The organism is Flavobacterium gelidicaeli (genome assembly GCF_013294005.1).
GTDB lineage: Bacteria > Bacteroidota > Bacteroidia > Flavobacteriales > Flavobacteriaceae > Flavobacterium.
In genome coordinates, this window is record NZ_JABSNK010000011.1 from 82,249 (window position 1) to 106,809 (window position 24,561).

Here is a 24,561-nt window from a genome sequence, read left to right on the forward strand (position 1 = left end):
ACTCCCAATAATGATACACAATTATTTCAAACAATATACTTCAGCTGCAACGCTAGCCTTTTACAGGCTAGCGTTTGGTTTAATGATGCTACTGAGTTTGATTCGTTTTGCGAGTTATGGTTGGATTCAAAAATTCTACATTACGCCCAACTTCCATTTTACCTATTATGGCTTTGAATGGGTAAAACCTATTGGTAATTACACCTATTTCATATTTATAATAGCTGGGATTTCAGCACTATTTGTAGCTATTGGTTACAAATACAAATGGTCAATACTCGCCTTTTTTTTGAGTTTTACCTACATTGAATTAATGGATAAAACCACTTATCTCAATCATTATTATTTTATCACAATAATCAGCTTTGTATTATTATTTTTACCCGCAAACTGTTATTTTTCTGTTGATGCGTATAAAAATGAGAAGATACGTTTTGAAAAAATCCCAACTTGGAACATTGATATTCTAAAACTATTATTAGCCATCGTCTATTTTTATGCGGGACTGGCTAAACTTAATTCAGACTGGCTTATAAGTGCTATGCCATTAAAAATTTGGCTGCCTAATAACTCAAACCTTCCTTTTCTAGGATCGTTATTGAATCAAAACTGGGTACATTACGCTTTTAGCTGGACAGGCGCAATATATGATCTTGGAATCGTATTTTTATTACTCTATAAAAGAACGCGATTATTTGGTTTTATTTTAGTTGTGGTATTCCATATCTTAACTAAAATATTATTCCCAATTGGCGTTTTTCCTTATGTAATGATCATTAGTTCATTAATTTTCTTTAGCCCTGATTTGCATAAAAAAATACTCAATTCCATTTCAAAAATAGGTTCTAGCAGCATTGCCATCTATGAAAATGGAAAAGAAAAAATACAAGAATTTAATTTTTTGGCTAAAGCCAAATTAACATTTATTGGCTGTTTTGTATTGTTGCAATTACTGTTTCCATTTAGATATTTTTGCTATCCTAATGAATTATTCTGGACCGAAGAAGGTTTTCGTTTCTCTTGGCGCGTCATGCTAATAGAGAAAGCAGGTTACGCAACATTTACCGTAAGAGATGCCATTACTAAAAAGGAAATCATTGTTAACAACAGTCACTTTTTAACTACTTTTCAAGAAAAACAAATGGCTTTTCAGCCTGATTTTATTTTAGAGTATGCACATTATCTACACAATTACTATCAACAACAAGGCATTAATAATCCCGAAGTTTATGTAGAAAGCTACGTAGCATTAAACGGAAGATTAAGTCAGAAATATATAGATTCAAAAATAAATTTAGCGAACGAAAATGAAAGTTTCAAACACAAAACCTGGATACTCCCTTTTAATAACAACATTAAAGGATTTTAGTCTGTTTTTATTCTTATTACTTCCCATATTGACTTTTGCACAGAATAAAATTTCTGGCGTAGTCACAGATGGTAACGGAGTAAAATTGTCCGGAGTAGAAGTATTTAATAGGTCTACAAATACTAAATTATTTACAGACACAAATGGATCTTTTGAAATAGAACAAAAGAAATCAGCTAGTTTTGATTTTGTCTTTTTTAAAGAAGGCTACAGCATTGTAGAGCAAAACAGTATTTCTACAGGAAGTACAATCAAAATTGTTTTAGTCAAGATAAACAAACTTACCGAGGTCATTATAAAAAAACAAAATCAAAAATTACAAGCTATTCACAAGCTTAAAGACATTGAAGGAACAGCGATTTATGCTGGTAAAAAAACCGAGGTAATTGCCATTGACAATTTAACAGTTAATAAAGCAACAAATAATGCACGTCAAATATTTGCACAAGTTGTAGGTATAACAATTAACGAAAGTTCAGATGGTGGTTTGCAATTGAGCATTGGAGGACGCGGATTAGATCCCAACCGAACTTCTAATTTCAATACCCGTCAAAATGGTTATGATATAAGTGCCGACGTTTTAGGATATCCTGAAAGTTATTATGCCCCTCCTACCGAAGCTTTGGATGAAATCCAAGTAATTCGTGGAGCGGCTTCTTTACAATACGGAACTCAGTTTGGTGGTTTAGTGAACTTTAAATTAAAGTCTCCAACAACTAAACCTTTTGAATTAGTAACGAGAAACACTTTAGGTTCTTATGGTTTGTTTACTAATTTCACTTCTTTAAGTGGTACAAACGGAAAATTCAGCTATTATACTTTCTTCAATTATAAAAAAGGCGATGGCTTTAGACCTAATTCTGAGTTTGAGAGTAAGAACTATTTTGCCAATTTAAATTATAAATTCAACGACAAAACAGCACTACATTTTGATTACACCTATTTCAACTACTTAGCACAACAAGGTGGTGGATTAACAGATGCTATGTTTAATGAAAATCCAAGACAAAGTAATCGTGCTAGAAACTGGTTTGCTGTAGACTGGAATTTATTTGCTTTAAAACTTGAACACAAATTCAACAACAGTGCTGATTTCTCATTACAATTATTTGGTTTAAATGCAAGCCGAAAAACAGTAGGTTTCCGTTCTAATCGTGTTTCTAGTATAGATACTGATGGAACTGTAAGGGATTTAATTAAAGGTGATTTTGTAAATTGGGGTGCCGAAGCGAGGTATTTAAAACGATACAATCTAAGAGGAAACAGCAGTGCATTTTTAATTGGTGCTAAATATTACCAATCCAAAAACACTGGAATTCAAGGTCCTGGAAGTACAGGAAGTGATGCTAATTTTAACTTAGCAGCTACTGAATTTCCTTCCTATGCAAATCAATCTAACTATACTTTCCCAAATTTAAACTTAGCAGTTTTTGGAGAAAATATTTTCAAAATCACTTCTAACTTTTCGATTACGCCTGGGTTTAGATTCGAAAAAATAAAAACGCAAGCCAAAGGTTCTTACAGAAAAATAAATCTTGATTTAGCTGGAAATGTAATTCTTGATGATGAACAATTTGAGAATAATATTAAGGACAGAGATTTTGTTTTATTAGGTGTGGGTTTAAGCTATAAACCAACAAACAAAATAGAAATGTATGGAAACGTATCTCAAAATTACCGATCAGTTACTTTTAATGATATCCGTACGGTAAGTCCTAGTAATGTGATTGATCCCGATATAAGTGATGAAAAAGGTTTTACTTCAGACATTGGTGTGCGTGGTCAATTAGGGAACAACGTAACATTTGACGCAAGTGTTTACGGCTTGTATTACAACGATAAAATTGGTGAATATGAAACCCGTAATCCCAATGGAGCTGCAGCTGTGGTTCGTTACCGCTCTAACATAGGAACAGCAGTTACCTATGGTTTCGAGAGTATGTTTGACTGGAGTTTGAGTAAAACATTCTTTAAAGATAATGAGAACTTTACTTGGAATGCTTTTTCGAATATTGCCGTTACCAACTCAGAATATTTAAAATCTGAGGCTCCTAATATTGAAGGAAATAAAGTAGAATTTGTTCCGCTTTTCAATATCAAAACTGGAACTGGAATAGGATATAAAAACTTCATGACGAGCTTACAACTTACTTATGTCTCGTCACAATTTACAGAGGCTAATAATAGTATTACAGATAACAATGACAACACATACGGGATATTTGGAGAAATACCTTCGTACTACGTAGCAGATGTTTCATGCTCATACAAATGGAAAAATTGGAAATTAGAAGCTGGTGTAACGAATTTTACCAACCACAGTTATTTTACAAGAAGAGCAACAGGATATCCTGGTCCAGGAATTATCCCATCAGATAACAGGTCGTTTTATACCACTTTAGAATTCTTATTTTAGGTCTAAAACAAAACATTCTATAATTTAAAAACCATTTAGAAACTAAGTATATCGAACTTAATTTCTAAATGGTTTTTTTATAAGGTAACGCTTTTGCGAAAGCAAAAAACTAATTACTAATATTACGATGCAGCATTTTAAAATATTCAAACGCTTTTACCAAGCGGCTACCATACCACGAAAACATTTCGCCATCTACTAAGACAGTTTGCGCTTTCTTGGTATAATTACTAATCTCGTAACCGTCTTCTTTTTTAAACGGAAAAGGTTCAGAGGATAGAAATATAAAATCAGGATCGCCATCTTCTACTATATTTTCAATAGCTACTTCAGGATAACGACCTTTATATTTATATATATTTTCAAAGTGATTTAGTTGTAATAATGCAGTAATAAAATTATCAGAACCAGCTACCATGTAGGGCTTTTTCCAAATAAAATAGGCCACTTTCTTAACTGGAATAGTTGCTATAAAATTTTTAAAATCGCTTAAAGCAAAAGCGAGTTTATCATTCCACTTTCTGGCTTCGGTACGCGCATTAAAAAGTTGCCCGAAATCAGTTATCATTTGGAAATTATCTTCGATGATGTGAATATCAGTTACCCAAACAGGGCAAATTTCGCGCAAGCGTTCTACTATTTCTAGAGTATTCTCTTCCTTATTGCAAATTATAATATCAGGTTGCAGTTCTTTTATCTTTCGATAATTAACTTTCTTAGTACCACCAACAAGCATTTTAGTCGATTTAAAATGATACGGATGTACACAAAACTTGGTGATACCCACAATTTTATCTTCTAATCCTAAATCATACAGCAATTCTGTTTGAGATGGAACTAGAGAAATGATACGCTTAGGCGAAGTCTGAAAAGTGTGTGTTGTTCCGAGCTGGTCTGTTAGGGTTTTTTGTTTCAAAGGAGAAAAGTTTAATTTGTTTAAGGTTTAAAAAAGTTTAAAGTTTAACCGCGAAGAATACAAGATCACTACTTTTAATCCGTGCCAATTCGTGCAATTCGTGTCTAAAATTTATACATAATCCAATAAACTTTAAACCTTAAACTTTAAACTAACGATATCCTCCATTTCTTCCTGCATTTTCAAAGCTTCTGCTCTTGCTTTTTTGGCAAAATCAGTTTCTTTTGAAGCATAAATGATGGCTCTTGATGAGTTTATTAATAGCCCTATGTTGTCGTTCATACCGTATTTACATACTTCTGCTAAGCTCCCTCCTTGTGCTCCTACTCCAGGAACTAGTAAAAAAGAATCAGGAACAATTTTACGAACTTCTGTAAAGTATTCTGCTTTTGTAGCACCTACAACATACATTAGGTTTTCACTGTTTTTCCAAGATTTTGACGTTTCCAGCACTTGCTTGTACAGTTCTTTTCCGTCTACTAAAAGCGTTTGAAAATCAAATGCTCCTTCGTTTGATGTTAAAGCCAGCATAATCGTATGTTTGTTTTCGAAGGCTAAAAAAGGTTCCACTGAATCTTTCCCCATGTAAGGAGCAACGGTAACGCTATCAAAGTTCAAATCTTCAAAAAATGCTTTAGCATACATTGATGATGTGTTTCCTATATCGCCGCGTTTTGCATCGGCAATTGTAAAAATATCAGGGTAGTTGTCGTTGATGTAATTGATCGTTTTTTGCAATGCCATCCATCCTTTAATTCCGTATGCTTCAAAGAAAGCAATATTGGGTTTGTAGGCTACGCATAAATCATGTGTAGCATCAATAATGGCTTTATTAAACTCAAAAATAGGATCTTCAAGTTGTAATAAATGTTGCGGAATTTTTTCTAAATCAACGTCTAGCCCTACAGCCAGAAATGATTTTTTAATTTTAATTTGCTCAATAAGTTGTTGTGTAGTCATGTGTAGTTTGCTTGTTCAGCAAATTTACAAACTTGAATTCAATTAATTTGGAAATATCTGTGATTCCTGAAAAAATGTGTGAGCGTGGTATTTAATTAAAACCAATGCAATTTATAAAACGAGTAAAATATAAGTTCGATCGAAATCGAGAACCTTTATTGCATCTCAACTATACTCGATATGAAAGAAATATGATTGGACAATGCTCTCTTTTGATGCAAATCATATCAGTTGCTGGTTTTAACCAAAAAAAGAGGCCTTTTCAGACCTCTTTTATAAAATATAACTATTGTTTTTATGACTTATTTCACTAATACAATTTCAACTCTTCTGTTCAATCCTCTTCCTACTACAGTTTTATTAGAGGCAATTGGCTTAATGATTCCGTATCCTTCTGACGAAAGTCTATCAGCGCTAATTCCTTTAGCAACCAAATAATCCTTTACCGCTGCAGCTCTTTCTTTTGATAATTGTAAATTTCTAGCTACTGAACCAGTACTATCAGTGTATCCTTCTAACATAAAGTTAGCAGTATTAAATTCATTCATCACTTTTAAAATTTCTTCTAATTTAGCATTTGACTCTGTTCTAATTGTAGCTTTTCCAGAGTTAAACAATACCGCTTTAGAGAAAGTATTTAATTTTATAATTACCTCAGCAGTAACTTCAGGACAACCATTGTTTGCCACAGTACCTTTTACAGTAGGACATTTATCATCTTTATCAGCAACTCCATCTTCATCACTATCCGCCCATGGACATCCATTATTTTCTGTTGGACCTGCAACTGTAGGACATTTATCATCCTTATCTAATGTTCCATCATTATCACTATCAGGATAAGGACAACCTTTGTTATCAGCAGGACCTGCAATATCAATACAAGCATCATCTCTATCAATCACACCGTCTCCATCACTATCCGGAGCAAGTGCAGTCTCTTCAATCATTACCTCTGTCACTTCAACAATAGCGTCTTTCTTTTGATAAATAGGGATTTTTAAACCTAAATGAAAATCAACCGCTCTTGAATTATCAGAAATAAGATTAGAAATTGCAGAACCAGATCCTATAAAGAAAACACCAGTACGTAAACCAACACCCACTTGTGCTTGTTTGCTGTAATCCATATAAGAAATAGGAACATAGAAACTAAACCATTTTGACTCAAAACGAGGCGTCAAACTCACTCTATTAGCAATACTATTTTGACTTAGTTTGTTTTTATCAACAACATTAAAATCTCCATTTACATTTAAATAGAATTTTCTATGAATATTCCAATCCACATCTGCGTGTAAAGCTGTTGGCAAGTATGATTTTACTGAACCGTTGATTACTGTATTTGTATAATTGTTTTTCATGAATTCATCAAAATTATCTGCATCTTGATAATTTGCTGCAGTAATAGTTTTATTCAAATCATAACTATTCAAAATTCCTTTGTCATATTTCATTGAACCTATATCAGTCACCGAAACACCAAAACGAATTTTGTATTTGTTCTCATCTCTTAGATTATTAATATCTGTTCTTGAAGCATCATAATCAGGTCTCCATTCATAAACCAAACCTAAATCAAAACCAAAACCTCTTGATTTAGAATCAATATCAATGTTGTCATTTGTAGCAAAATCTTGACTTGATCCATAAACTGCAGTACCAGTAGTGGTATAAGTATCTATTAGCGGATTTCCTCTATCATCATAACGTACCGTTACATTATTACCTTGTAATTGGTAATTAGCGACACCTTGTAAATATTTAGCCGTTACACCTCCTTTTAAAAAATGTTGCCCTTTTTGCATAATAACAGCTGCGTAAGAAATTCCCAGCTCTCCCCATGAATTCCCAATAGCATTAGGACTTCCTAATGTACCTGTAGGAAAACTAACATTAGCATCTTTAGTGATATCATTTACCACTTCTCCGTTTACATTAAGCACATTTGCAAATGCTCTCGCTCTAGTAAAAATTGCCAAAGAATGTTTTGGAGCAATGTTAAACATGAACGATGGCCCCATAATATCTGTATTGAAAGCCAAGTTATTATTATTCGAAAATGACTTTCTTGCTTGTGTGTCAAAATCATAATCTGATTTTAAAGCGTCAGATAAACTTACTCCATAAGCATCATTATTAATAGAAGTACTTATAGAAAACAAATTGATATCTGTTTTAAAACGAGAATCAACAATAGATGCCGGATTAAACAACACACCTTGAACTCCCGCATAATTATCATGGGTGTACCCAAGGTAGGACTGCGCATTTGCAGATGCAAAACTTGCAAAAACAAGAATAGACAATAAACTTTTTTTCATTTTCTTTCGAATTAGATTCTTTTAATTAATCTTATAATTGTGGCAAAAATAAGAAAAATTTAAGAACAACTTTCCTGTTATTACTAAGTTAACATTATGATTATTTAAAAAAAATGCCATACTAAATAATTAGTATGGCATTTTCAACTTATTTATTCTGTACACAAGATTATTTATTCCATTCTCTTGATACATTATTTTGAGTACTGTTTATTTTAATTAATAAACTTCACTAGCTTCTTTCAATTTTTCCATGTTGTTCACTAAGGCTAGTTCTTCAACAATTTTCTGGATGTCACCATTCATGATATTTCCTAAATCATATAATGTCAATCCTACACGGTGATCAGTTACACGACCTTGTGCATAATTGTACGTACGAATCTTAGCTGAACGGTCACCTGAACTTACCTGAGAAGTACGAGTAGTAGCATCTTCGGCTTGTTTTTTAGCTAATTCTTGTTCATATAAACGAGAACGCAATACAATAAACGCTTTATCTTTATTCTTGTGTTGTGATTTTTGATCCTGACATTGCGCCACTAATCCCGTAGGAACGTGCGTTAAACGTACCGCTGATTTCGTTGTATTTACAGATTGTCCTCCAGGTCCTGACGAACAAAAGAAATCTACACGAACGTCATTCATGTCAATTTGCACATCAAATTCTTCAGCTTCTGGCAAAACCATAACTGTCGCTGCAGAAGTATGCACACGCCCTTGTGTTTCTGTTTGGGGCACACGTTGTACACGGTGAACACCCGCTTCAAACTTCAAAGTACCATAAACATCCTCACCAGTAACCTCAAAGATAACCTCTTTAAACCCACCTGATGTACCTTCATTCATATCCACTACAGATGTTCTCCATCCGCGGTTTTCACAATATTTAGTGTACATACGGAATAAATCTCCTGCAAAAATACTCGCTTCATCCCCACCTGTTCCGGCACGAATTTCCACCATAACATTTTTAGCATCCTCAGGATCTTTAGGAATCAACATAAACTTAATTTCTTCCTCTAATTCCGGTAATCTTTCCTTAGCCTCATCTAGTTGCATCTTGGCCATTTCGGTCATATCCGCATCACTACCATCGGTAATTATTTCGTTTGCCTCATCAATATTTGCCATTAAGATCACGTATTCGTCTCTTTTTTCAGCTAATGCTTTCAGGTCTTTATACTCTTTATTCAATTGCACATAACGCTTCTGATCAGAGATGACATCCGGCTGGATAATCAAATCCGAAATCTCATCGAAACGTTGTTTAACTATTTGAAGTCTATCTAACATAATCTTAGTCCTTATATTTGGAGTGCAAAATTACGAAAAATAGTTTACAGTTAACAGTTGTTAGCATACAGTTTTTTTAGGAGCTATTTCCAGCTAGCCGCTATATCTTTTTATCCCGAAAGTAATTCCATATCCGGAACAATTTTCAGGATAAAAAGGATGCCGCTTTTATCTGGGCTAGTTGCGTTTATTTTTCATAAATTTGTTGTGTTCAATTCCATCATAAATCAAATTATTATGTACAAAAAAATTATCCTATTACTACTTATCACACTCTTTTTTTCCTGTAAAAAATCAGAAGAAATAGGAACTAATGACAACGAAAAAGACAAAATAAAAACCGCTCGCTGGATGCTAGGAAACTGGGAAAACAAATCAGAAGACGGCACACTATCAGAATCTTGGAAAAAAGTTAATGACAGTACTTACACAGGAACTTCTTACTTCTTAAAAGGAAAAGATACCATCCATAACGAGACCATTGAACTAACGCAATTAGGAGAAAACCTTAGCTACAACGCAACCGTAATGGGGCAAAATGACGACAAAGCCGTTGCTTTCCCATTAACAAAAACTACCGATAAGTCGCTGATTTTTGAAAACCCAACGCACAATTATCCACAAAAAATCACCTATACTTTGGTTTCTAAAGATAGCTTAGTAACTGAAATATCTGGAATGCAACAAGGCAAACCAAGCAGTGAAAAATTTATTCTGATTAGAACAAAATAAAATAACCAAATACTTATTTCTAAACCTTGCATCACGCAAGGTTTTTTTTGGTTTAAACCAAAAAATAAAAGCAATTATCAATCAATTAATTTTAATAATTATAGCCAAAATAGTATATATTTGAATTGTGAGATCGCTATTAATTTATTACGAATAGTATTGGCTTTCACAAAAAACAACCAGCAACCAGTTATTAAAAACCTAACTTAAAAATGACTACAGAACAATTCGATGATTGTAAACAATGTTTGAATCGAAAAAAAAGAGTAAGCGAAGAAGAAAACATTTGTAATCTAAAAGGAAAAAACATCGAGTTCGAAGATACTTGTAAAGACTTTGCTTTGGATAATGACATTGTTTTAGGCTTTCAAAATAAGATTAATGCAATTAAACCAAATTTACAAAGAGCAAATCGCGCTCAATTATTAATCTGGTTGGTTTCGGCTGTTGATATTATTTCAGTATATTCATTTTATTTACAATACAAATTACTCTGTTCATTACAAAATAATGAATACGTTAGCACTCAAACGATTAATACAAATGACACAAGAGTTCGAATAATAGGTATTCTCTATCTAATAGTTTTCTTTATTTCTGCATTTACTTTTATTCAATGGTTTAGACGTGCTTATTATAACCTCAACATAAGAGCAAACTGTAATCATGCAGAAAGTTGGGCCGCAGGTAGTTGGTTTGTTCCAATAATATCCTTTTTTCGTCCTTACCAAATCATGAAAGAAATGCATCATAAAACTACTGCTCTAATAAAATCAAATACAGATGAAATATTAGACAATAGCAATTCGGGAATTGGAGTATGGTGGGGTCTATGGATTATAACTAACTATTTTGGGAACTATATCTTAAAATCATCTTTTAAAGCAGAAACAATCGAAGATTACTTGAATAACACCATTGCGCAAATTGTAATATCAATATTTGGAATACTATTAGCCGTCATAACTGTTATGATGATTAAATCATACTCACTGAAAGAGGAGAAAATTTCTGAATTGGAAAAAAGAAAAAAAACACCTGAAAATCTTGATTAATTTCATAAAAAAAACAAACATTTAAAACTATTTGCGTTTAAGTATTTTTGGTATAAAACAATTATTATTAAAAAGGAAAGTTAAAAATGATGCGATATTTTAAAAATACTTTTTTTTTATTCCTTCTTTTTCTGGAAAACCTACAAGTACTGAATTTCGAATTTATTACTATCACAAGTAGCAATACTTATTTTATTATCAGAAATGAGTTTAGATAATAAACAATTTTTAATTTATTTTATATAAATATAATTATTCTACCAACTTTTGTACCCATACAAGCTATAGCAACAAGAAGGCTCAGGGACTTAAATATCAACCTCTCTTATGTTTTTATAAATATGACCCCAATTTTAAGCTTATTATTTTAAAATCTATTTATCATTTGCAACAGGAAATAAAAATTCAAACAAACTATAATCAAACACAGAATGATATGTGCAATACAACTTATAACTTTGTATCTAGTTAACTTTGCTTTACTGTAATCTTCTAAAGACAAAACCTATTAAGATTGCATTATCAATATTCCAGCTTTAAATAGTAACATTAAAATGCTTTTACTCTTTTATGAGCTATTACAATTAAATTTGTTGCTATCAATAATATTCTTAAATTGAGATTTTAAAAAAATACTTGACGCAGCAATATTTTGCTGCTCTATAAAGCGACATTACATTATGGAAAAATATTTACGTCAATTGATTTCGATTGAGTTTGAAGATAAGAAAGACATTTTTACCGGTTTTTTAATTGACTGGACAGAAGACTGGATTTTACTTAAAAATAATCCTGTTGATTTTATAATTGATGGTTTTACTATTTTAAAAAACAAAAACGTAAAAGCAATTATTCAGGATAAGGATCACGAGTTTACAGAGAAAGTAATTAAACTTAAGGGACTAAAAACAAGTGCTGAAGAAATTATTCCTTTGACCAATTTAGAGTCAATTATTTATTTTTTGGCTAATAAGTACCCCGTTTTTCAAGTTGCTAAAAAATCAGATAAGGCGGTTTACTTAGGTAAGTTAATGGAATTCACAGATAAGGAATTGGTCATGGACTTCTTGAGTCCAGAGGGTGAATTTGAGGGTGTGATGAGTTTCAAGCACAGTAAAGTAAGAGTAATCGAATTTGATACTGATTATATCAATTCTCTAAAATTACTTGTTGACGAGAACGACTAGTTAGCAGTTCTCTTTATGTTTTATTAAAAGTAAAAAACAGACTCCCCTAGCCCTGATGGCAGCGGTATCGCCTGATTTAGTAAACAAGGCATTTTTGCCGTAGTTTACTTATCAGGAATAAAGCGTACAGCAGGACGGATGGTTTTTAAAATTACAGTAGTTCTGCTACTAATAAATAGTCTTATGAAAACTGAAGAAAAAGAACAAGAAAAATATCAGGAAGAATTAGAGCAAACATCAAAAGAAGTAGATGGTGTAAATGAATATCGCGAAATATTAAGTCGGGTGATTCATGAAGGCGAAGAGATATTCCAAATTAAAAATAAAGCCATTACATTAAGTGCTATTATTGCAGGACTTGAAATAGGTTTCAGCTACTTCATGATTTGTACCTTATACTATTTACTAGAAGGCACTTTAGCCGAAAATACAATTTTTAAGTTATTTAGTTTGGTCTACCCTATAGGGTTCATTCTTGTTGTTTTAGGCAAGTCAGCTCTTTTTACTGAACAAACTTCTGTTTTAACATTACCTGTTCTTAATGGGCAACGATCAATAAGAGAATTGCTTCGTATTTGGGGTTTGGTAATATTAGGCAATATTGTTGGTGGAATTATTTTTACATTATTCATTGGTTTATTAGCGCCACAATTAAATTTATTCACACATGAAACAATGGTAAAAATAGGGTCTCACGTAGTCCACCATGATGCTTGGGTGCTCTTTTTAAGTGCAATAGTTGCTGGATGGTTAATGGGCTTGCTTAATTGGTTATTGAATAGCGCCAAGAATTCACTGACGCGAATATTTCTAATTTTTATGATTACTGCTGTTATTGGTTTTGGAGGGTTTCATCACAGTATTGTAGGTAATATTGAGGTATTTGCCGCCTTTCTATTTTCAGACACAGTTAGCTTTTTTGATTATTTATGGTTTCTAATTCTGGCCTTGTTGGGTAACAGTATTGGAGGCGCCATAGTCGTAGGCCTTTTTAAATATCGAATTTTCGAATCAAACTATGCTAAATAATATTCAAAACAAGCAATACTCTAATTCGCATTTTATTATAATTGAAGTATCCTAACATTTAATACAAGTGATAGAACCTAAAACGTTCACACTGATAATATAATGCCCATTTTTTGCGTTTCTAAATTTAGTTTTAGAGTAGTTTAAATACTCCTAAACGATTCTTTCATTCTAATAAAACTTTATAATTGATTGAAACTTTATAATTGATTGAAACTTTATGGAAAAAATATTTAAAAACACGATCAAGACTGTAATTCTGGTAATAGGTTTTTCCTCTTTTGGACAAGGGAGTATTAAGGATTCTGTTTCTATAAAAAAAGTTAGCGTTGATGATACGACGCTCTCAATTACTTTGATTGACAACCCAAATAATTCTTATTATGATCGCATCAATAATTGGGATTTTAGTCCCACTGATGATGTAAGCTATCAGTTTTCAATTAATTATTTGAAAGAAAACGAATCTCCGCTTATTAAAAAAACACCTATTATTGCACAAACAAAATGGTTGCCTATAAAACAATACCAAGGTAAATTTTACACCTACTATCCTTGTGACTTTTATACCTATTTTAAGGTTTCAATTGATGATAACGAATTTATTGATTGGACTGGCGAAGGTCCTTTTGCAAGTAAAATTATCGAACAGAATAAAATTGACAACGCCACGTTCGAATTCAAACTAACTGGCGTAACCCAAAAAGACAAAAAACTGATTATTCATATTATTGATAACGAAAAGGGAATTGCCGTTTTTGAAGAAATAAATACCGATATGAATTACTACTACTTAATGGTTGCATCTGATAAAATAAAAAGCCTTCCGTTAATTGTAAATAATTGCGAAACTAATAAGCAAACAGAACTACTGTTTGACGAACCTAATTTTGACGAACTGTTAAAACAGTCCAAACTTTAAAGTATTCTATCTGGAAATATCCCATTTAAGAATACAGCATTTACCATCCAAAAAAAACGCTACATTATTAAACACAGCAATTTATAATCGCTAAAACCCGTTTTCGGCTTATAGTATTGTTTTATTCTCAATGAATTTCACAAAAAACGAATAACAATTTAAAAGCTATATTTATTTACCAATAAAATATTATATTTAAAGAATAGTAGCAATATTCATAATAAAAATAGCTAAATATGATCACATTCATTATCTCCCTTATTTTATTACTTTTAGGATATCTTATTTATGGAAAGTTTGTCGACAAGACATTCAAGTCTGATCCTAATAAAACAACTCCCGCTCATACTCTTGAAGATGGAGTTGATTTTGTTCCCATGAATAGCAACAAAAATGCTTTTATCCAGATTTTGAATATCGCAGGCGTAGGACCTATATTTGGCCCAATTCTAGGTGCACTTTACGGCCCTTCTGCTTTTTTATGGATTGTTTTTGGTTCTATTTTTGCTGGTGGCGTGCACGATTACCTTACTGGAATGATTTCATTACGGTACGGTGGTGCTCATTTACCTGCATTAGCTTCTCGTTTTTTAGGCAAATATTTTAGCCACATAGTCAACTTTTTCACGCTATTATTGCTTCTTTTAGTGGGGACTGTTTTTGTCACTGCGCCCGCTAAAATGATTGATGATTTAATTGGTGATGACTCCAGCCTCCTGAGTATAATTGTATTGTGTATATTTATCTATTACATCATTGCTACGGTTTTACCTATTGATAAAGTCATTGGGAAAATCTATCCTGTACTTGGCTTTATGCTACTCGTTAGTGCTGTAGGAATTTGTATTGGAATGTTTATGTACGGAAACCCAATACCCGAATTAACGCTTGAAAATTTGCACCCAAAAAATATCCCCTACTATCCAGTTATATTTTTAACCATTTCTTGTGGTGCATTATCGGGGTTTCATGCTACCCAATCTCCTATTATTTCTCGTACAATAGATAATGAAAGAGATGGTCGAAAAATATTTTACGGAATGATGATTCTTGAAGCAGTTATTGCCATGATTTGGGCAGCAGCAGCAATGAGCTTAATGAATGGGGATGATCTAAGTATGCTTTTAGCAAATGGTGGTCCCGCTGCAGTAGTGAACAAAATTGCAATTGTATTTTTAGGAACTGTTGGAGGCACTATTGCTGTACTTGGGGTTATTGTTTTACCTATTACATCAGGAGATACATCTTTTAGAGCGGCGCGCATGATTATTGCTGACTACTTAAAAATAGATCAAAAAGAATTAAAAAATCGTTTTATGGTTGCTATTCCGTTATTCGTAATTTCTTATATTCTTACTAATATAGACTTTCAGTTATTGTGGAGGTATTTCTCTTGGGCGAATCAAGTAACTGCAGCCATCGCTTTATGGATTGGCGCTGTTTATTTGTACCAAAAGAAAACACACTATATCATTGCACTAGCACCTGCTTTCTTTATCACTTCAGTAATAGGTTCTTATTTATTTTATGACCCTACAATTGGTTTTGGTCTTGATGTAGCTACTTCAAACTGGATTGGTTTAGTAATCACTGTTCTAATCACAATCTCATTTTTTGTAATAATGAAAAAAAGAAAAGAGGTTATGGAATAACTGATAATTAAAATATTTAAAACTACAGCCTTAACAAGTTGTAGTTTTTTTTTGGAGTTTTAAATCACTATTTATAATTTTCAAAAACAACCTTGTTAATCTTAAGCCCTATTCAATTCGTTCATAACTCCTGAAGATTTCATTTCCATACCAACTTCTAAATTCCTAATTTGCGCCCTCAAAACAAGTAGTAAAAATGAAAGTCTGTATTGCCGAAAAACCAAGTGTAGCACGAGAAATAGCATCCGTATTAGGAGCTAACACTAAGCATGATGGCTACTATGAAGGTAATGGCTACGCAGTCACCTACACGTTTGGACATTTGTGTACTTTAAAAGAACCTAACGATTACAAAACCTATTGGAAAAGTTGGGATTTGAACAACTTACCCATGCTTCCTGAAAAATTTGAAACTAAAGTAGTGGAGAATTCAGGTATTCAAAAGCAATTTAGGATCATAAAAGGATTATTCGATAAAGCTACTTTAGTAATTAATTGTGGGGATGCTGGACAAGAAGGAGAGTTAATTCAGCGCTGGGTTATGAATGAAGCCAACTACAAAGGAGAAGTACAACGGCTTTGGATTTCATCCTTAACTACAGAGGCAATTAGAGAGGGTTTTGACAACTTAAAACCATCTGCAAATTATGATAACTTGTACTATGCGGGTTTTTCAAGAGCCATTGGCGACTGGTTACTCGGTATGAACGCTACTCGTTTGTACACCGTAAAGCACGGTGGTTATAAACAAGTTTTGTCAATTGGTCGCGTACAAACGCCAACATTAGCTATGGTTGTCGATCGCTGGAAAGAAATTGAAAATTTTAAACCGCAGCCCTACTGGGAACTGCAAACGTTATATAGAGAAACGCTTTTTAGTTATGAGGACGGCCGCTTTTTGAAAAAAGAAGACGGAGAACGCTTAGCTAATAAAGTTAAAGAAAGTGATTTTGAGATTGTTTCTATCGAAAAAAAGAAAGGAAATGAGTATGCACCAAAGCTTTTTGACCTAACGGGCTTACAAGTATATTGCAATACTAAATTTGGTTTTTCAGCAGATGAAACTTTAAAAATTGTACAAACATTATACGAGCAAAAAGTAGTGACCTACCCCAGAGTAGACACCACCTTTTTACCCAATGATATTTATCCAAAAGTGCCTGGAATTCTACAAAAACTAACGAATTATGCCGCATTAACAGAACCTCTTTTAGGAAAGAAAATAAAAAAATCAACAAAAGTTTTTAATGATAAAAAAGTAACGGATCACCACGCAATTATCCCAACAGGAATCCAGAGCAATTTACAATTCAATCAACAGCAGGTTTACGACATTATTACCAAACGCTTTATAGCCGTATTTTATGATGATTGCTCGGTTGCGAATACTACAGTAATAGGTAAAGCTGCAGATGTTTTATTTAAAACTACTGGTAAAGTGATTCTCAAAAAAGGATGGCGTATTGTTTTTGAAAATGCTAATGCAAAAGAGAAAGAAGCTGACCTACTTCCAGATTTTGTTGAGGGAGAAAAAGGCCCGCACCAACCTTCTTTTTTAGAAAAAGAAACCAAAGCTCCCAATCAATTTACAGAGGCAACTTTACTGCGTGCTATGGAAACCGCAGGTAAACAAGTGGATGATGAAGACCTACGCGAATTAATGAAAGAAAACGGTATAGGTCGTCCGTCAACGCGAGCGAATATTATTGAAACCCTTTTTAAACGCCAATATATCGTTAGGAATAAAAAACAAGTTTTACCTACTCCTACCGGAATTCAACTAATAGATACTATTCAAAATGATTTAGTGAAATCAGCTGAGCTTACTGGATCTTGGGAAAAGCAATTGAAAGACATAGAAAAAGGAACATTTAGTGCTGCGGCGTTTATCAACAACATGAAGCGCATGGTAGATGCTTTAGTGTATGAAGTTCGAAGTGAAACTACCCGTGCTAATATTTCGCATGCTGGCACTGCTCAAAAACAAGAAGCAAAAGTCGAAAAAAAGAAAGCAGCAGGAATCGCGGCAGAAATTTGTCCGAAATGTAAAAAAACAACACTTTTAAAAGGGAAATCGGCTTACGGTTGTGCCAATTATAAAGTGGGTTGCGACTTTGTATTGCCATTTACTTTTGCAGATAAAAAAATATCAGAGAATCAGTACCTGCGTTTACTACAAAAAGGATCTACAGTAAATTTAAAAGATTTTAAAACGGATACCGGTACAGTAGAAGGATTACTTCGTTTTGACGAAAACTTCAAAATTATATTGGAACCTAAAAAATCAGCTTCACCTACTCCATCAACAGAGAGCAAAACTGCTGCTGATGCATTAGCTTGTCCAAAATGTCAAAAAGGTACGGTTATCAAGGGAAATACTGCTTACGGTTGCAGCGATTATAAATCAGGTTGTGCTTTTAAAGTATCTTTTGATGTCGTTAGAGAAAAATTAAAAGATCAAAAACCAACTAAAGAAGTAGTGTACAGCATTTTGAAAGAGAATAGTTAGAAATCTACGTAACAACAATTTGTTAAGTAGCTTTTGAAATCAACATTCATTAAAAGTATAATTATATAATTTTTACATGAAATTCTAAAACTTTAAAATAAGTTTATAAAGTACCTTTGACACCAATTGAATTTTATCATTATGTCAAAATTATTACTCAAATTCGCCTTCTTATTTTTAGTTGCTGGTTGTGCTTCCTCAAAAAAAGTAAAGTTTGATGATTACGTTTTTCAATCAAAAAAAGAAAAAACTACTTATATTAAATCTTATAATCGTTCCTTAAAACTTTGGGGAATTCCTTATTCGCAAGAAAATATTAAAACTAGATTTGGAACAGCGCATATCGTATTAGCAGGTCCTAAAAACGGAAAAAAATTAGTACTCTTACATGGCATGGATGCCAGCTCTACAATGTGGTATCCCAATATAAAAGCTTTAGCAAAAACCCATCGTATTTATGCCATCGATTTTTTAGAAGAACCAGGCAAATCAACTTTAACATCAAAATCCCTTTCAGCTGATGATATTGTTATTTGGTACAATGATATTTTTAATTACTACAAATTAAAGCAATTTGATATTATTGGAGCTTCTCGTGGCGGTTGGATTGCTACCTTATTAGCAACTCAAAAGAATAATTCTATAAACAAAATGATTTTATTAAGTCCGGCGCAAACATTCGAATTTGTTGATAAAATTGGTAAAACAACAACGGCATTGTTTTTAAAACTTTTCCCTAGTCAGAAAAAATTTGATAAAACAATGGAAATATTCTCAACACATCCTGAAAACATTAGCCCAGTATATAACAAACAGTTTTATTTGGCCAATAAATATGCTAAATCAAATACAGGGATGCTTAAAATGCAGCCTTTTTCAGATGATGATTTAAGATTAATTACAAACCCCGTTCTTGTTTTAATTGGTGATCATGATGTGATTAATTCTGAAAAAAGTTTAGTAAAAGTTCAAAACATTTTAGTAAAAGGGCAATCAAAAATAATAAAAGATGCAGGACACTTTTTAAGCATTGACCAGTCTAAAGCTGTTAACGAGGACATGGTTATCTTTTTAAAATAAAAACTCTTCTATTTCTTAATACTATTTGTATAATAGTACTTAATTAAATTAAAAATTACAATTGTATTCTGACTCCGCTTGAATTGATAAAAATTAGTTTGAAATATGATCCACTTTTTTAGTTTAAAATTAAAGACTAGTAACGGATAGTCATGAAAATTAACATTATCTCTTTAAAATTAAAGTACTGATTAAAAAAAATATTTAAGAACTACACACAGCATTTTAAAACTCATGCCCTACTATTATATTTTTATGTTTCATTAAAATATAATAACGCCCAATAAAAAAACGAATTATTACCTTCATTTAACAACTCAACCATAATAATCTACAGTTGGGTAATTACTATTTTATTAAATCACTTTATAATACGAGGTTTGAACCACAGTAACTAAATAAAGTTAAAATGGAACAAACTATAAAAATCTTAATTTACATTCATGCCTTTTTTGGCGGAATTGGATTAATAACCGGTGTAGGAAGTGTAATCTCTAAAAAGGGAACTAACACCCATCAAAAATTAGGAAAATTATTCTCAGTAGGAATGCTTACAAGTTCTGTACTATCATTACTAATTTGCTGGATACCAAAACATCATAACTTATTTTTATTTCTAATTGGAATATTTACTATCTATCTAGTGGTATCAGGTAATCGTGCGATAAAATTTAAGTCTAAAAATAAAGCTGATTTATTTGATAAAATTATATCAGGGACAATGCTTCTTTTGTCGCTAGTAATGATTCTAATTGGAATTTATTGTGTTTTGAATAACATTACTAACGGAATCTTATTTGTCTTTTTTGGTAGTTTAGGATTATTTATGACAGTAAAAGACTTTCTATTCTTTAAAAATGTTTCAAAAAATAAAAATAATTGGCTTCAAAAACACATCGGGAAAATGATTGGCGCTTTAATCGCCTCCATTACTGCTTTCATAGTTGCAGGATTAGGAATTGGGAATTTGATTACTTGGATTACGCCATCAATAATTGGAGCCCTTTACATTATTTACTGGAATCAAAAAACGAATTAAAAAAAAATATCCGATAAAAAAGCAGATCTTTAGGCAAAAAGAGTAACACCACTAAACATGAAAAAACTTTTTATACTAAGTTCCTTTTTACTAATTTCTTCACAACTATTTTCACAAAAAACGAGCGAATTAAAATCTCAAATAGAGCATTTAATTTCCTCGAAAAAAGTTACAATTGGCGTATCTATTTTAGATTTAGAAAGCGGCGACACCCTAAGTATTAACGGAAACAAGTTGTTTCCTATGTTGAGTGTTTTTAAGTTTCATATTGCACTAACGGTATTAGATAAAGTAGATAAAGGCGAACTGAATTTAAGCGACAAACTCTTTATCAATAAAACCGAATTACTTGCTGACACTTGGAGTCCGTTTAGAGATAAACATCCTGATGGAAATATTTCTATAACTATACAAGAAGCCTTGCAGTATACCGTTTCTCAAAGTGACAACAATTTATGTGATGTTTTATTAAGAAGAATTGGTGGAGTCAAAGTAGTTGAAAGTTTTATTAACAATCCCAATTTTATTATTCATAATGATGAAAAAGCAATGCATCAAAGTTGGAATGCACAACTAGTAAATACAACAACACCCAATTATTCTGTTGCGTTATTGAAAAAATTTTATGAAAAGAAAATATTGACCGCAAAGTCTCGTGAATTTCTTTATAACGCAATGGTAGCAACCTCAGTAGCACAAAATAGAATAAAAGGCAAGCTACCTCTAGGTGCAGAAGTAGCCCATAGACCCGGAACTTCAGGTACAAATAGTGATGGCCTAACAGCTGCAATAAACGATATTGGAATTGTAAAACTACCTAATAGCAAACACTTTATATTAGCTATATTTCTACAAAATACTACGGAAACGTTTAAAGAAAGTGAAGAGATAATAGCTGATATTTCGAAATTAACATGGGATTTTTATTCTAAATAGCACCAAAAATTTTTATAAACAGTACAATTACCATATTAAGCATATTCGAAAAATACGATTACATACGACTTTTCTAAATGTGATAAAATTAAACTAAACTATATTGTACTCGGTTTTGATAAAATATTAAAATTTATTAAGTACTTCTTTAAAATTACAGTATCCTACTAAATTAGCCTAGCCTTACAGCTAGGTTTTTTTTTATTTACAAACCACTGTATTACAATATTTTTGTTGGTTTGAATTATTTTAATTCAACAAACGGAAGTTCAGGCTGGGTTAGAAATGGACCGTGTTATTACAAAATCAAACGGATACGGTGGATTTAACATAAGTTAGTGTTGATACTTTATTTGTTGGTGATTTTTCAGGAAATTAAAAATCTGAAACGGAAGTTATTCGTGCATATTTCTCTGATATTCTATTTATTACTAAAAAGCCATTTACAATGTTAAACTTACGAATTGATAATTTTAAATCAACTGTTAGTTATGTAGAAAAGAGTTAAACATGACTATCCGCTAATGGGTCACTAATTATAATAAGCTTAAAGTTTTCCCGGATTTCCTCTGAAAAATCATAATAGATTTGCTAATATCTTTAAAATTTGTGTGCCAATTTTTCAGCACTCAAAACGGAAAGTCATATTCTTTTAATTGTAAAGCATTGGAAAACAAAAAAATAAACAAATTATTAATAATAAGTCTAAATAAGCTTTGCACATGTCAAAAAAGCGTGTAAATTTGCATCGTTATTTTAAATAAATCTAAATAAACAACATGAAATCCATATTATTCCCTACAATAGCTTTACTATTTAGTATTTCTAGCCAAGCGCAAGAAATAGCTAGCACTTCAGGACTCAGCCCAAATAAAGCGTTTTACACTGTACAAAAAGACACTGTTAAAAACAAAAAAGGAGAAGCCCTTAATGAAGTCGTTATCAAAGCTAATCAATATAAAAAAAATGTATCAGCAGTACGTTCTGGCTTAAAGCCAATGGACATTCCACAGAGTGTACAAGTGATCAGCAGTGAAGTTATTAAGCAACAACAAGCAGTACGCTTAAGTGATGTTATTAAAAACGCAAATGGTGTTTACGTAGGATCTGCAAGAGGAGGTTCTCAAGAAACTTTCTGGTCTAGAGGGTACGATATGTCTAGCAATAATATGTTTAAAAATGGATTCCGTTTTACAAATGGCTCTATTCCAGAAGTGTCTTCGCTAGAACGTGTTGAATTATTAAAAGGAAGTGCTGCATTATTATTTGGTAACGTGGCACCTGGAGGAATATTGAATATGGTAACTAAAAAACCTACGTTTGATAAAGGTGGAGAAATTAGCATGCAAATGGGGAGCAATGCTTTCTACAAACCTTCTATTGATATTTATGGTCCTCTAAACAATGCTATTGCCTACCGAATTATTGGTTCTTACGAAAACTCCGAAAGCTACAGAGATGTAGTAAAAAAAGAACGTTATTACATTAATCCCTCTTTTTTATTTAAAGTAAGCGATAAAACAGATATCACGTTACAAGGAGATTATTTACACGATGATTGGACGCCTGATTTTGGGACTGGAATTATTGGTAAAGAAACTGCTGCTGTTCCAAGAAACACCTATTTAGGTGCGACATGGTCAAACGGACAAACAAAACAAGCTAGTGTTTCCGCTTTAGTAAATCATGAGTTTAACCAAAACTGGAAATTAAACTTCAACTCTTCTTTCCAGGATTACAACCGAACTTCTAAAGGAACAGAACGTATTCAGCCTGCTGCAGATGGTTCTTGGAGCCGACCGTTAGGACAAAATAAAAATCAAGAACAAATCCTATCAGAACAATTAAGCTTCATAGGGAATTTTAATACTGGTAAAATTAAACACCAAATTTTTACTGGAGTAGATTTTGAGAACTCCTTTGTTCAGGCATACACTTTTAAATTCAATCCTTCTACTTATGGTAGCGGAAACATCTTTGATTTTGATAATTTTGACCAAGGAGGTAGTATTCCTGATGCTGCAATTACTAAAATTGTAAAAACAGAAACAAACCGTTTTGGCGTTTACGCACAAGATTTAATTTCACTTACTGAAAAATTCAAAGTTTTAGCAGGAATACGTTGGTCTTGGCAAGAAGCGCAAGTAAATACGGAAGATTTGACCACTACGCCTACTAAAATTACAGATGACGCAAACCGTGTAGACAAAGCCTTTACTCCAAAAGTAGGACTAGTTTATCAACCTACAACTGCACTGTCCTTATTTGCTAGCTACGCAAATTCATTTACACCTAATTCAGGAACTACAGTTGACTTAAAAGCAATCAAACCATCAGTAATTGATCAATATGAAATAGGTATTAAAAAAGATTTTTGGAACGGAATAATTTCAACAAACTTTACTGTTTACCAAATAGAAAACAGCAACTTAGCTCAAACAGCAGAGTTCAAAGCAGATGGATCGAATAATAGTGATTCAAGCATCAAAGTATTAAGTGGAGCAACAAAAAGTAAAGGAGTTGAAATCGATATTACAGCAAGGCCAGCTGAAGGTTTGAGTATCATTGCAGGTTATAGTTATAATGACATGCGCTACACTAAAACTTCTGGTTTAAACGGTAGTTTCATAGTAGGTGATCGTTTAGCTAGAACACCGTCAAACACCGCTAATTTAAGCTTCTTTTACACATTGCCTTCTGGTATATTAAAAGGACTATCATTGGGATCATCTGCTAATTACATTGGTAATCGAGTAGCGGGATGGAACAATCAAATTGTAATAGATGCAACTACTGGAGTAACTAGCATTAATGATCGTGAAGTACCTATTGACGGATACACAACAGTAGATGTATCTGCAGGATATACTTGGAAAAAAATAGCAATCCTTTGCAAATTATCTAACGTTGGTAATACCTTAAATTATACTGTTCATGAAAATTACAGCGCTAACCCTATTGCTCCTAGACAAGTAATGACTTCATTAACGTACCAGTTTTAATCTAAACTTTAATTAATTTATAGTTTCAAAATACTTTTAAACGGTGGATTCAATTAACAAATGCAACCTCATGCAGATTGTTTAAGTTTTTGCTCAAAAATTTCATTTGGACTTTTAAAACCAAATCTTTTTCTGGG

General features: G+C 32.4%; 17 protein-coding genes. 13 read left to right on the forward strand and 4 right to left on the reverse strand.

What is annotated here, in order from left to right; translation table 11 throughout:
* The first annotated feature begins 10 nt into the window (after positions 1–10).
* Together HNP99_RS14560 and HNP99_RS14565 are read left to right on the forward strand one after the other, a co-directional pair.
* Entirely contained in the window at positions 11–1,369 is a 1,359-nt protein-coding gene (locus tag HNP99_RS14560; protein ID WP_173854118.1) for an HTTM domain-containing protein, read from the forward strand.
* Positions 1,308–3,785: a TonB-dependent receptor domain-containing protein gene (locus tag HNP99_RS14565; RefSeq protein WP_173854119.1), complete on the forward strand. Its 2,478-nt coding sequence runs from the start codon at positions 1,308–1,310 to the stop codon at positions 3,783–3,785. The genes HNP99_RS14560 and HNP99_RS14565 overlap by 62 nt, the downstream gene beginning before the upstream one ends.
* A 109-nt stretch (positions 3,786–3,894) precedes the next feature.
* Here HNP99_RS14565 and HNP99_RS14570 read toward each other — a convergent pair whose 3' ends face one another.
* The 4 genes from HNP99_RS14570 to prfA form a co-directional block, all read right to left on the reverse strand.
* Positions 3,895–4,701 carry an ABC transporter substrate-binding protein gene (locus tag HNP99_RS14570; RefSeq protein WP_173854120.1) on the reverse strand — a complete coding sequence of 269 codons (807 nt, stop codon included), beginning with the start codon at positions 4,699–4,701 and terminating at the stop codon, positions 3,895–3,897.
* 132 nt (positions 4,702–4,833) lie between these two features.
* Positions 4,834–5,661, reverse strand: coding sequence for an orotidine-5'-phosphate decarboxylase (pyrF, locus tag HNP99_RS14575; protein ID WP_173854121.1), 828 nt, complete (start codon positions 5,659–5,661; stop codon positions 4,834–4,836).
* Between the two features lie 302 nt (positions 5,662–5,963).
* Positions 5,964–7,985 carry a DUF5723 family protein gene (locus HNP99_RS14580; RefSeq protein WP_173854122.1) on the reverse strand — a complete coding sequence of 674 codons (2,022 nt, stop codon included), beginning with the start codon at positions 7,983–7,985 and terminating at the stop codon, positions 5,964–5,966.
* 219 nt (positions 7,986–8,204) lie between these two features.
* Entirely contained in the window at positions 8,205–9,281 is a 1,077-nt protein-coding gene (gene prfA / locus HNP99_RS14585) for a peptide chain release factor 1 (RefSeq protein WP_173854123.1), read from the reverse strand.
* 237 nt (positions 9,282–9,518) lie between these two features.
* Between prfA and HNP99_RS14590 the strand changes: the two genes are divergently transcribed.
* The 11 genes from HNP99_RS14590 (at position 9,519) to HNP99_RS14640 (ending at position 24,424) form a co-directional block, all read left to right on the forward strand.
* Positions 9,519–10,013: a DUF6265 family protein gene (locus HNP99_RS14590; RefSeq protein WP_173854124.1), complete on the forward strand. Its 495-nt coding sequence runs from the start codon at positions 9,519–9,521 to the stop codon at positions 10,011–10,013.
* Between the two features lie 212 nt (positions 10,014–10,225).
* Entirely contained in the window at positions 10,226–11,068 is an 843-nt protein-coding gene (locus HNP99_RS14595) for a DUF4328 domain-containing protein (protein WP_173854125.1), read from the forward strand.
* A gap of 680 nt (positions 11,069–11,748) precedes the next feature.
* Positions 11,749–12,255, forward strand: a complete 507-nt coding sequence (locus HNP99_RS14600) for a hypothetical protein (protein WP_173854126.1) — start codon at positions 11,749–11,751, stop codon at positions 12,253–12,255.
* A 183-nt stretch (positions 12,256–12,438) separates the two neighbouring features.
* Positions 12,439–13,284: a formate/nitrite transporter family protein gene (locus HNP99_RS14605; protein ID WP_173854127.1), complete on the forward strand. Its 846-nt coding sequence runs from the start codon at positions 12,439–12,441 to the stop codon at positions 13,282–13,284.
* A 220-nt stretch (positions 13,285–13,504) separates the two neighbouring features.
* Complete coding sequence (locus HNP99_RS14610) at positions 13,505–14,206, forward strand: hypothetical protein (protein ID WP_173854128.1); 702 nt, start codon at positions 13,505–13,507, stop codon at positions 14,204–14,206.
* Positions 14,207–14,442: 236 nt separating this feature from the next.
* Positions 14,443–15,858, forward strand: a complete 1,416-nt coding sequence (locus tag HNP99_RS14615) for a carbon starvation CstA family protein (RefSeq protein WP_173854129.1) — start codon at positions 14,443–14,445, stop codon at positions 15,856–15,858.
* Positions 15,859–16,054: 196 nt separating this feature from the next.
* Positions 16,055–18,367, forward strand: a complete 2,313-nt coding sequence (locus tag HNP99_RS14620) for a type IA DNA topoisomerase (protein ID WP_173854130.1) — start codon at positions 16,055–16,057, stop codon at positions 18,365–18,367.
* 141 nt (positions 18,368–18,508) lie between these two features.
* Positions 18,509–19,447, forward strand: a complete 939-nt coding sequence (locus HNP99_RS14625; RefSeq protein WP_173854131.1) for an alpha/beta fold hydrolase — start codon at positions 18,509–18,511, stop codon at positions 19,445–19,447.
* 409 nt (positions 19,448–19,856) lie between these two features.
* On the forward strand, positions 19,857–20,486 hold the full coding sequence (locus HNP99_RS14630) for a DUF2306 domain-containing protein (RefSeq protein WP_173854132.1): 630 nt from the start codon (positions 19,857–19,859) through the stop codon (positions 20,484–20,486).
* 57 nt (positions 20,487–20,543) lie between these two features.
* Positions 20,544–21,422, forward strand: a complete 879-nt coding sequence (gene bla, locus HNP99_RS14635; RefSeq protein WP_173854133.1) for a class A beta-lactamase, subclass A2 — start codon at positions 20,544–20,546, stop codon at positions 21,420–21,422.
* Between the two features lie 779 nt (positions 21,423–22,201).
* Entirely contained in the window at positions 22,202–24,424 is a 2,223-nt protein-coding gene (locus HNP99_RS14640; protein WP_173854134.1) for a TonB-dependent siderophore receptor, read from the forward strand.
* Positions 24,425–24,561: the final 137 nt, after the last annotated feature.

Bases quoted from the DNA above. Each gene is read 5' to 3' on its own strand.
- HNP99_RS14560 (WP_173854118.1), top strand. From the start codon at position 11: ATGATACACAATTATTTCAAACAATATACTTCAGCTGCAACGCTAGCC.
- HNP99_RS14565 (WP_173854119.1), top strand. From the start codon at position 1,308: ATGAAAGTTTCAAACACAAAACCTGGATACTCCCTTTTAATAACAACA.
- pyrF (WP_173854121.1), bottom strand. From the start codon at position 5,661: ATGACTACACAACAACTTATTGAGCAAATTAAAATTAAAAAATCATTT.
- HNP99_RS14580 (WP_173854122.1), bottom strand. From the start codon at position 7,985: ATGAAAAAAAGTTTATTGTCTATTCTTGTTTTTGCAAGTTTTGCATCT.
- prfA (WP_173854123.1), bottom strand. From the start codon at position 9,281: ATGTTAGATAGACTTCAAATAGTTAAACAACGTTTCGATGAGATTTCG.
- HNP99_RS14590 (WP_173854124.1), top strand. From the start codon at position 9,519: ATGTACAAAAAAATTATCCTATTACTACTTATCACACTCTTTTTTTCC.
- HNP99_RS14595 (WP_173854125.1), top strand. From the start codon at position 10,226: ATGACTACAGAACAATTCGATGATTGTAAACAATGTTTGAATCGAAAA.
- HNP99_RS14600 (WP_173854126.1), top strand. From the start codon at position 11,749: ATGGAAAAATATTTACGTCAATTGATTTCGATTGAGTTTGAAGATAAG.
- HNP99_RS14605 (WP_173854127.1), top strand. From the start codon at position 12,439: ATGAAAACTGAAGAAAAAGAACAAGAAAAATATCAGGAAGAATTAGAG.
- HNP99_RS14610 (WP_173854128.1), top strand. From the start codon at position 13,505: ATGGAAAAAATATTTAAAAACACGATCAAGACTGTAATTCTGGTAATA.
- HNP99_RS14615 (WP_173854129.1), top strand. From the start codon at position 14,443: ATGATCACATTCATTATCTCCCTTATTTTATTACTTTTAGGATATCTT.
- HNP99_RS14620 (WP_173854130.1), top strand. From the start codon at position 16,055: ATGAAAGTCTGTATTGCCGAAAAACCAAGTGTAGCACGAGAAATAGCA.
- HNP99_RS14625 (WP_173854131.1), top strand. From the start codon at position 18,509: ATGTCAAAATTATTACTCAAATTCGCCTTCTTATTTTTAGTTGCTGGT.
- HNP99_RS14630 (WP_173854132.1), top strand. From the start codon at position 19,857: ATGGAACAAACTATAAAAATCTTAATTTACATTCATGCCTTTTTTGGC.
- bla (WP_173854133.1), top strand. From the start codon at position 20,544: ATGAAAAAACTTTTTATACTAAGTTCCTTTTTACTAATTTCTTCACAA.
- HNP99_RS14640 (WP_173854134.1), top strand. From the start codon at position 22,202: ATGAAATCCATATTATTCCCTACAATAGCTTTACTATTTAGTATTTCT.